Annotated in this window: 7 protein-coding genes; 2 read left to right on the forward strand and 5 right to left on the reverse strand. The window is 40.7% G+C overall.

What is annotated here, in order from left to right; translation table 11 throughout:
• Positions 1-27: 27 nt before the first annotated feature.
• Positions 28-555 (reverse strand): hypothetical protein, encoded by a 528-nt coding sequence (locus tag RMY64_RS30895; RefSeq protein ID WP_322702028.1) that lies wholly within the window; start codon positions 553-555, stop codon positions 28-30.
• Positions 552-4,358 (reverse strand): tetratricopeptide repeat protein, encoded by a 3,807-nt coding sequence (locus RMY64_RS30900; protein WP_322702029.1) that lies wholly within the window; start codon positions 4,356-4,358, stop codon positions 552-554. Before RMY64_RS30900 ends, RMY64_RS30895 begins: the two co-directional genes overlap by 4 nt.
• A gap of 137 nt (positions 4,359-4,495) precedes the next feature.
• Between RMY64_RS30900 and RMY64_RS30905 the strand changes: the two genes are divergently transcribed.
• Entirely contained in the window at positions 4,496-5,620 is a 1,125-nt protein-coding gene (locus tag RMY64_RS30905) for a succinylglutamate desuccinylase/aspartoacylase family protein (protein ID WP_322702030.1), read from the forward strand.
• A 93-nt stretch (positions 5,621-5,713) separates the two neighbouring features.
• On the opposite strand, the gene RMY64_RS30910 is transcribed toward RMY64_RS30905, so the two are convergent.
• The 3 genes from RMY64_RS30910 to RMY64_RS30920 form a co-directional block, all read right to left on the reverse strand.
• Positions 5,714-5,980 (reverse strand): type II toxin-antitoxin system RelE/ParE family toxin, encoded by a 267-nt coding sequence (locus tag RMY64_RS30910; protein ID WP_322673446.1) that lies wholly within the window; start codon positions 5,978-5,980, stop codon positions 5,714-5,716.
• A complete protein-coding gene (locus tag RMY64_RS30915; protein WP_322702031.1) occupies positions 5,977-6,216 on the reverse strand; it encodes a hypothetical protein in 240 nt (79 codons plus the stop codon). Before RMY64_RS30915 ends, RMY64_RS30910 begins: the two co-directional genes overlap by 4 nt.
• Positions 6,217-6,703: 487 nt before the next feature.
• The gene (locus RMY64_RS30920; protein WP_322683863.1) at positions 6,704-7,786 is read right to left on the reverse strand and encodes an ATP-dependent 6-phosphofructokinase; all 1,083 of its coding nucleotides are present in this window, start codon (positions 7,784-7,786) and stop codon (positions 6,704-6,706) included.
• Positions 7,787-8,215: 429 nt separating this feature from the next.
• On the opposite strand from RMY64_RS30920, the gene era reads away from it, so the two are divergent.
• Positions 8,216-9,190 (forward strand): GTPase Era, encoded by a 975-nt coding sequence (gene era, locus RMY64_RS30925; protein WP_322683795.1) that lies wholly within the window; start codon positions 8,216-8,218, stop codon positions 9,188-9,190.
• The last annotated feature ends 292 nt before the right edge of the window (positions 9,191-9,482 follow it).

The raw sequence follows: 9,482 nt of genomic DNA on the forward strand, positions 1-9,482 counted from the left end.
TATAATTAAATAATATTTCAGGCAATTTCACAGATTATGTTTCTCCTTTAAAGCTTCCCATCTGGCTTGGTCTGGGTCAAAATCAGAAGGTGTAGGTTGTGTTTTTTCAAACCAGTCTTGCAAAGCTTTGATTTTTGTTTGTCTTTTCGGCTTCTCTGGCTGTGACTCAAAGGATGGAACTGGCTGCAAAATAGTACCTGAATCAACGATCGCAGTTATAAGTGAATGTCTTGTCGTCACCAACATTACAACATTAAGGCTTAATGCTATAACCTTAAGGCTTAACCTTATAACCTTAAGGCTTAACGCTATAACCTTAAGGCTTAACACTATAACCTTAAGGCTTAACGTTACAACATTAAGGCTTAAGGTTACGACATTAAGCCTTAAGGTTACAACTTTTTGACAAAAGCTTATGCGATCGCTCTTTAGGGTAGTGCGGTTTGTGCGTAGGCGTAGCCCGTCGTAGACATCGCCAGCAATGCTTAAATAAAACTTATGAATGGTTTGACGTTGGCAATAAATCTTGCATTGCACCCTACTACTCTGTTTCATAGCCTATCTCGTGCTGCCCAAATATCCTCACGCAACTTTCCAGCGCACTCTTCACCCATCGCCTCGCGCCAAATAACTTGAAACTGGCTTTCTCCTAACTGCTTGAGTATACGGGCTAAATCATCGATATCTGAAACAAGCCAATCTTGATTATGCTCTAGGTCAATGGATAAAGCATGAATGTAAATTTGCAAAGCCTTAGCGTAATTTTCTTGAGTTTCTAAAACCTCTCCCCATAGCATTAATGTTGATGAAGCTTTACGCCAATCGCGGAATTGCTCATAAATTTCGCAATCTTTTTGATAATAGTTAATCGCCACATCAAACTGTCGTTGCTCTTGGGCTACCCTGCCTAGTTGGTGATAGACAGTAGCACAACTATACAAATCCTCAGCATCTTCAAATATCTTCAGTGCCTTGTTGTAGTAATCAATTGCCACATCAAATTGCCTTTGCACTTGGGCTACTATGCCCAGTTGGTGATAGTCACTAGCAGCACTGTACAAATCTCCGACATCTTCACGTATCTTCAGCGCCTTGTTGTAGTAATCAACTGCCACATCAAACTGCCTCTGCTCTTGGCTTACCATACCCAGTTGATGATATTCTCTAGCAGCACTGTACAAATCCCCAGCATCTTCATATATCTTCAGCGCCTTGTTGTAGTAATCAACTGCCACATCAAACTGCCTCTGCTCTTGGCTTACCATACCCAGTTGATGATATTCTCTAGCAGCACTGTACAAATCCCCAGCATCTTTATATATTTTCAGCGCTTTATTGTAGTAATCAACTGCCACATCAAACTGCCTCTGCTGAAAGGCAACATTGCCCAGTTGGTGATAGACAGTAGCAGCACTGTACAAATCCCCGGCATCTTTATATATTTTCAGCGCCTTGTTGTAGTAATCAACTGCCATATTAAACTGCCTCTGCCGAAAGGCAACATTGCCCAGTTGGTGATAGTCACTAGCAGCACTGTACAAATCTTCGGCATCTTCACGTATCTTCAGCGCCTTGTTGTAGTAATCAACTGCTACATCAAACTGCCTCTGCTCTTCGGCAATATAACCTAAATTATGATTAACAGTGGCAATTTTGCCATTCACTGAAGGGTCATTTACACCTATCAGTTCATCCAGAATTTCTTGATAGACTTTTCTAGCTTCTGCCAACTTAGCATTTTGCAGTGCCTCATTAGCTTCATTTACTCGTAAATACATCCAGAAATTAAAAGCATCTTCACCCTTTGCTTTTGCATCTACCAAGTGCATACTGACTTGCTTTAGCGCCCGTTGTCGCAGCGACTTAAATTCGGGTTTGCGCCCTATCCGCTCATACACTCCTCCCAAGGCTTGTAGAATCGATTGTGCATAAGCCCATTCCTGTTGATGTTCAGCTAGGCGCAGGTTTTGCAATAGATTTGGTGCTTCGACTTGCAATACAAAAGTTGCTACTTCTGCCTTGCTGATGAGTTGATTACAGTAGTAATTTGCTAAATCAGCATAGAAAATCAGCAACTTTTTTTCCAGTTCGTTAATCACCTCGTGGGAAGCTATTTTGTTTAACTGCTGGCGCAAATACCAAGGTAATGCAGGGTGAATTTTGTAGAGAGTCTCACACAACAAATATTCCACAATACCTGCGGCGGCAGCTTCATTGAGAATCTGTAACCAATCAGCTTTTTGCAAGTTCTCTCCAAACACCACTCGATAAACTTGTCCATAGTAACCATCAGGACTTTTTGAAAAATCATGCAGCCAATCAGCATCAACTCGTTCCGAAAACAGCGCCAAAAATGGTAAATGTCGTCGTGTACGTTCCGACAACTTTGCAAAAGAATAATTCAAAGAGACAGTAAGAGATTTTTCTCTCCCTTCCTCCTCTTGTCCTCTAAAAGTATCCAACCCCCGCCGCAGTGCCTCAATTAACTGCACGGGTGTCTGCGTCTTTAAATGCAGCAACACCACCCGCAACGACAAGGGATGTCCTCCCAACAATTTCAGCAATTCCAAATACTCTGCTGGCAGGTTCTTTCTCTCCACGCCCACCGTTTGCAAAATCTTCGCGGCTAACTCTTGGGCATCCGCTTGAGACAACCCCCGCAAATTGATTAAACTATACCCACAATCCAACCAAGGTTCTTCGCGGCGACTGGTAATTAATACCCAAGATTTACCACCCCGCAATTCCTTAAGAAACCGCTTCAGCTTATTTCTTTCTTCCCCACTCAGTAAAGGTTCATTCCCCGTAGGAAAACCGTTGACAGGTTCAAAGTTATCCCAAATCAACAAACAAGGATGAGTTTGCAAATATTGCCGCACCACAGCCTCTTGCTGTTCTAGCATCATTTGGGAAAATCTCTCACCGCCCAACGCCCTCCCAATTTGGTTAATTACCTGACTCAACCCCGCACCTTGTTCAAAGGAAGTGAAAAAAATATGTTCGCGTCCTTGGGTATCATCTAACCACCGGGCGAAACCTGCGACTAACTCGGTTTTACCAACCCCGCCCATTCCTTGCACCAGCACAACATGATTTTGCCGAAATGCTCTCTCTAAACGCAAAATCTCATAATCTCGCCCAATAAAACCATAAGCGCTTTCATCAGGTAAACCTACAGCTTTGCTGCTTGCTGGGGTGTTGTCTGCTTGCGCCATCAAATCAGCAAAACTGGGTGCTGTCTTTTGAGGAACAAAAGGCGTATAGGGTTCCTGCTGATACAGCACCGGCACAAGCCAATCTTGTAAAGGTAAATTTCCTTTCGGACTGGGGCGCATTTTTTCAATAGACATGGACTTGCGCCCAGCTGCAACTGCTGTGGCGATACACTCTCCCCTGACTAATTCCCCATACAACCGCCCAATAAAGTGTTCTGCACCTTTGGCGTAAACTGAATACGCCATCGCTACTACACCCTTTGCCCCCAATTTCACCAACTGTCCCGCCACAGAAGAAAAAGCTTCTTCGCCTACTTGCCCAGATTTGCAAGCATTCAGTACAAAAATCGGCACGCGACAATCTGTTAAATATTGGGCAATTTCTTTGGCACTAACAAGTTGCTCGTTTCCCTGCTCATCTTCAAAGACTAAAACTCCTTGAGTATCGCTGTCAAAATTTCCATGTCCATCAAAATGGACGATATGGTAAAAACCTTTATTTGCCTGGAGTTCTGCTTCAAACGCTTTCAAGCTAGGGGGACGCAATACTTTCAAGTTGACTCGCTGACGTATTGGTTGCAACGCCGCCAGCAAAGGACGGGCAATGGTTTTAAAATTTACGTCTTGCTCATCATAAGGGCGGGCAATAACTAATAAAATATTCAGTTGGTCATCGGGCATTGGTGGCAATGGTGCTTTTACGCCCTGAGTGCTGAGACTGCGATACATCCCCGCCAGTGAAGGTGCAAGAAATTGATAATCGGGGGAATATAGCAACTCCCAAGGCAAGTTCAGCACTTCAGCGTTATCAGAAATGATGCCCAGTTCGCATTTATCGAGTCCTTCCCGTGTAGCTTCTTGAAAAAACTCTCTTCCTTTTTCTGTGCTGCGAAATACTAGCTCAAATAGCTGTTGTCCCCACTGCTGTAATTTTTGTTCGATTTTTGCAGCATTATCTGGAAAAATACCGTAAGGAAACTGTAAATAATCTTCTAAATACCAGCGCAATTCAGCCGCGTTTTCTTCATCGAAGGGTTGTTGGAAAGGGACTGCTGGGGCTAGGCGAGGATTTTCGTATCCGCGTTGCCAAGAAAGTTGGATTGTTTCGCCTTGATGGGTGATTCGCAACCAATTTGTTGCCATTACTGCTGTGCTGGTTACTGGGTAAATTGATGCTAGCTTAATTTGAGTAATTCACGCAGAGGCACAGAGAGGAAGATTGAGTTTTAATTCAGTACAGATACAGCGATAATGTACTCAAATTATCAGCGAATTATTTTATGCAGCCAGATATTGAGACTATTGTATTACGTCAAATGGCTTCGGGCGATCGCCTATCCTTACAACTATACAAATTCATCGGCGCTCAACCTGGTAAAAAGGTTTACATTCAATCTAATCTGCACGGTGCAGAAATTGCTGGTAATGCCGTTATTCACCAGCTAATTGAGTTTTTATTAACAATAAATGATACAGATTTAACTGGAGAAATTTGGCTAGTTCCCGTTTGTAATCCAATGGGGACGAATGAACGCGCTCATCATTTTTCCCCCGGACGTTACTGCATTTACGAATCTAAAGACTGGAATCGCATATTTTGGGACTACGAAAAAGAAGCTGATGATTTAGTAGCTTTTACTAAATCTCAACTTCATATCGATCTAAAGGTCGTTCGACAAAATTATCTAACTATAATTAAGCAACAATTTGCGAAAATTTTAGAAAAAATTAATTCTCCTAGTGCAGTGCCCTACACTGAGCTTTTTGGCTACAAGTTACAAAACCTGAGTTTAGATGCAGACTACTTAATTGATTTACATAGTTCTACAAATCAAGCGTTAGACTATGTTTATTACTTCCGAAATCGAGAAGACAGTGCAAAACACTTTCTACTCGATTTTGGAATCTTGCTTAATAAATACGATGGTGATGCTTTTGATGAAGCTTTTATCAAACCTTGGTTAGCGCTGGAAGCTTGTTTTAAAGAGTTGGGTAGAGAAATCAAGTTTGATGTGGAAGCTTGGACACTAGAATTAGGCTCAGGAATGCAAATGAATCCTGATTCAGTTGCTAAAGGTGTACGGGGTGTAAAAAATTATTTAGCACAAAAAGGTGTACTGCAAATGTCTGTATCAAGTGACACAAAAACCCATGAAATGACTTTTGCATCTAGCAGCAACCGAAAAAAATATTATGCGATCGCAGGTGGGATGATTCAATCGAGAATAGCTTTAGGTAGTACAGTCAAAGCTGGAGACAAGCTGTATCAAATTCTCAGTTTTAATAAAGAAGGTCAACTACCTAGTGTAATTGATGTCTGCGCTCAACATGATGGATTAGTTTATGATGTCGCAACCAATCAAGCTGTTAATGAAGGTGAGTTTGTCTTGGGAATTGTTAGTTAAGGAATAGCAGTTCGTAATTAAGATAGGAGCAATAAGTTAATGCGATCGCGTTTGGGTTTGTGGAGTGCGATCGCTCTAAGTTTTTCTTGCTTCTCAACTTTCATCTTTATAAATATTTTTACGATGTCCGACTTCCACAACATTTACCATTAGAATATCGTCGAAAATATCATAGATAACGCGATAGTCACCTACTCTAATTCTATAAGCATTTTCTTTCCCTTTTAGCTTTTTAACTTTATTCGGACGTGGTTCTGTAGCTAAATCATCAATTTTAATTTGTATACGTTCTTGAAGTTCTGACGGTATTTTTTTAAGTTGCTTCAATGCACCCCTCGATATTTCAACTTTATAACTCACGCCACTTCCTTGTTTATTCCTGTCTTTAGTTCTTTTTTAGCTTCTTCCCATGACACTGAATTATCAAGATTAGCTTCTTTTTTTGCTTTGTCGTAGGCTTTTAAATCTTCTTCTTCTTCTTCTTCTTCGAGTGTTTGAAGTAGTGCGTAAATCTCATCTAAAGTACTATCATAAGCTTGATTTAACAGTACGTTAATCTCTTTAATTAATTGTTCGCGTTCCTGTTCACTTTTCATAATTTGTCTTTCTTACTCTAAACTTAGGTTATAAATTCAATTATAAATGCAATCGCGTTTTGGTGTTTTGACATGGCGATCGCTATTCATTTTATACTGGTGTAATTTCTTAATTTTGCCCTAACTTCCTGTGCGGAAATTACTTTACCAGCTTGACTGTCAGTAAGTCCAGCCGCGTTGCGTCTACGCATTTTTATTTTGTAAAGAAGTACGATCGCTTTTTGAAAATCAATTTAACTTCAACTACTTTGTTGCTGTTCCAACCACAGCTAACAAACATTATCAAAACTCACAAGATTAACAGACATAATATTATGATTATATTAATCTGAAATGGTCTCAGTAATTATTGTGCGATCGCGCAGATGAAGAAGTTATTGCATCTGTATTTTATTTCCCCAGTGGTAAAATTCCCGCGTCATTTACATCTTCTAATAAACTTTGTACTTTGATAGGCACAGCATAGCTGTGCCTGTACCATGTATATTCAGTCTCCCAAATAAATACCCATACCACGAGCGGTTTTAACTAAAGTACCATTGGGATCGACAGCGCTATATTGAGCGATCGCTTCTATAATTGGTACACTTAATACTTGGCGATTTTGCCATGTTACCATGCGATCGTATTTACCCTCTGCAATTAGATTAACGGCTGCAACACCAAAAGCTGTTGCAACTAATCTATCTAGTGGTGAAGCAGTTCCACCGCGTTGAATGTGTCCTAAAACTGTAACTCGTGTTTCTACACCGATGTGTTCAATAATTTTATCTGCCAAATATTCACCAATTCCGCCATATCGAGATTGACCTAAGCGGTTTGTAATCGTCACATTTTCCCCATCGTGGGTACGAACCGCTTCAGAAACAATTATCAAACAATAGTTTTTGCCTTTCTCTTGGCGTTCTTTGATTTTGTGGCAAATATGCTCAACTGTGTAAGGAATTTCGGGAATTAAAATTACATTCGCTCCCCCCGCAATTCCCGCAGCTATTGCTATGTGTCCAGCATCACGACCCATTACTTCCAAAATCATGACTCGGCTATGACTTGCAGCAGTAAAATGTAACCTGTCTAGTGCTTCCGTGGCAATATTGACTGCTGTATCAAAACCGATGGCGTGTTCGGTAACGCCAATATCGTTATCAATGGTTTTGGGAATACCTACTAAATTAATACCACCTTGTTGAGCTAGGCGACGCAAAATTGCCAAGCTACCATCGCCGCCGATACCAATCAAAGCGTCTAAACCTAGCTCATGATAACCCGCAATAATTTCTTCGGAGCGATCGCATAAACTTCCATCCGCCATCGGAAAAGCAAAAGGGTCGCCTTTATTGGTCGTCCCCAACATTGTGCCACCCGCAGTTAACAATGAGTCAACTCGGTCAACTTCCAGGTTGGTAAATTGCGGCGGACGCGCCATTAATCCTAGAGTCGCTTGACGAATTCCTAAAACCTCCCAGCCGTAAGTATTTACAGCACAATTTACTACAGCCCTAATCACAGCATTTAAACCAGAACAATCACCTCCACTCGTAAGAATTCCTATGCGTTTGGGTTCTCCCACATTTTTTATTGACATTTTGATCCAAATGTATACGTTAAGTAGTCGATGAAACTTAAGCCAAAGTTAGCAGTAGATTAAACTCAAGCAAAAGTCCTCTCTGTTAATGCCAAAGTAATTTTATGTTTCTTTTGGATCTAAAAACAAAACAAAGTCTAAAAATTCAGCACCTCTTGAGCTAAAAGTCAAAATTTATGTGGGTTTAGTACGATCGGCGATGAAATGAGGTAAACTTTGAGTTTAATTTTTTTAATATTCTGACTACTGAATTCTGACTCTTGAATACTACAACTAAGGTTATCTCAGCTGTAAAATATAAGTGTAGAGCAAGTAGTAGATTAAACCTCGGCAAAAGCAAACCCTAAAAATGCCAGGGTAATTTTATGCTTGTTTTGTGTCTAAGAAAAAACCAAGTTATCCCAGCTAGAAAATATGAGGGTGGAGCCAAAGGTGACTAGTATTGAAAATTACACTTTCTCTTTTTCAGAAGAAGTAACAATTCCCCAGGCTCCTCCTGAATTCAAATCAGGTTTTATCGGCATTGTTGGTCGTCCAAATGTCGGTAAATCTACTTTGATGAATCAGTTAGTAGGACAAAAAATTGCCATTACATCACCAGTAGCACAAACTACACGTAACCGTTTGCGCGGTGTATTAACTACACCAGAAGCGCAGTTAATATTTGTAGATACACCAGGAATTCATAAGCCCCATCATCAATTGGGCGAAGTATTGGTGCAAAATGCCAAAATTGCCATTGAATCGGTAGATGTAGTGTTATTTGTGGTAGATGGATCTGTAGCTTGTGGATCGGGCGATCGCTACATTGCCGAATTGCTTAGTCGCAGCAAAACACCAGTAATTCTGGGTATGAACAAAACCGACCAACAACCGGCTGATTCGCAGTTTCTAGATGATAGTTACGCCCAAATGGCCCAATCCCATGAATGGGAAATCGTGAAATTTTCTGCCAAGACTAGTACCGGATTACCGCAACTTCAAGAATTATTAATTAAACATTTAGAAATTGGGCCATTATATTATCCTCCAGACTTAGTAACTGACCAGCCAGAACGCTTTATTATGGGTGAATTGATCCGAGAACAAATTTTATTATTGACTCGTGAAGAAGTACCCCATTCAGTAGCGATCGCCATTGATCTAGTAGAAGAAACTCCCAGCATTACCCGTGTACTTGCTACCATCAACGTCGAGCGTGATTCTCAAAAAGGCATACTCATCGGCAAAGGTGGAGCGATGCTCAAAGCAATTGGTAGTGAAGCCCGCGAACAAATCCAAAAGTTAATCGCTGGTAAAGTTTACTTAGAATTGTTTGTGAAAGTCCAGCCAAAATGGCGACAGTCGCGGATTAGTTTAGCAGAGTTAGGCTATCGCGTGGAAGAATAATAATTGGTCATTTGTCATTAGTCATTTGTCATTGGTCATTGGTCATTGGTCATTGGTCACTTGTACTGAGCGACTTGTACCGAGCAAAGTCGAGGTAAGCCGTTGACGCAGCCTCTCCAAGAGTTGTATTGTCATTGGTTATTGGCAGGTGAAAAAAGCAAAAAACAAAAGCCAAAAGACTAATAACTAATGACAAATGACAAATGACAAATGACAAATGACAAATGACAAATGACAAATGACAAATGACAAATGACAAATGACAAATGACAAATGACAAATGACAAATGAC

Source organism: Nostoc sp. DedQUE08, from assembly GCF_034530895.1.
Lineage (GTDB): Bacteria > Cyanobacteriota > Cyanobacteriia > Cyanobacteriales > Nostocaceae > Nostoc.

Bases quoted from the DNA above. Each gene is read 5' to 3' on its own strand.
- RMY64_RS30915 (WP_322702031.1), bottom strand. From the start codon at position 6,216: ATGAAAAGTGAACAGGAACGCGAACAATTAATTAAAGAGATTAACGTA.
- RMY64_RS30905 (WP_322702030.1), top strand. From the start codon at position 4,496: ATGCAGCCAGATATTGAGACTATTGTATTACGTCAAATGGCTTCGGGC.
- RMY64_RS30895 (WP_322702028.1), bottom strand. From the start codon at position 555: ATGAAACAGAGTAGTAGGGTGCAATGCAAGATTTATTGCCAACGTCAA.
- RMY64_RS30900 (WP_322702029.1), bottom strand. From the start codon at position 4,358: ATGGCAACAAATTGGTTGCGAATCACCCATCAAGGCGAAACAATCCAA.
- era (WP_322683795.1), top strand. From the start codon at position 8,216: ATGAGGGTGGAGCCAAAGGTGACTAGTATTGAAAATTACACTTTCTCT.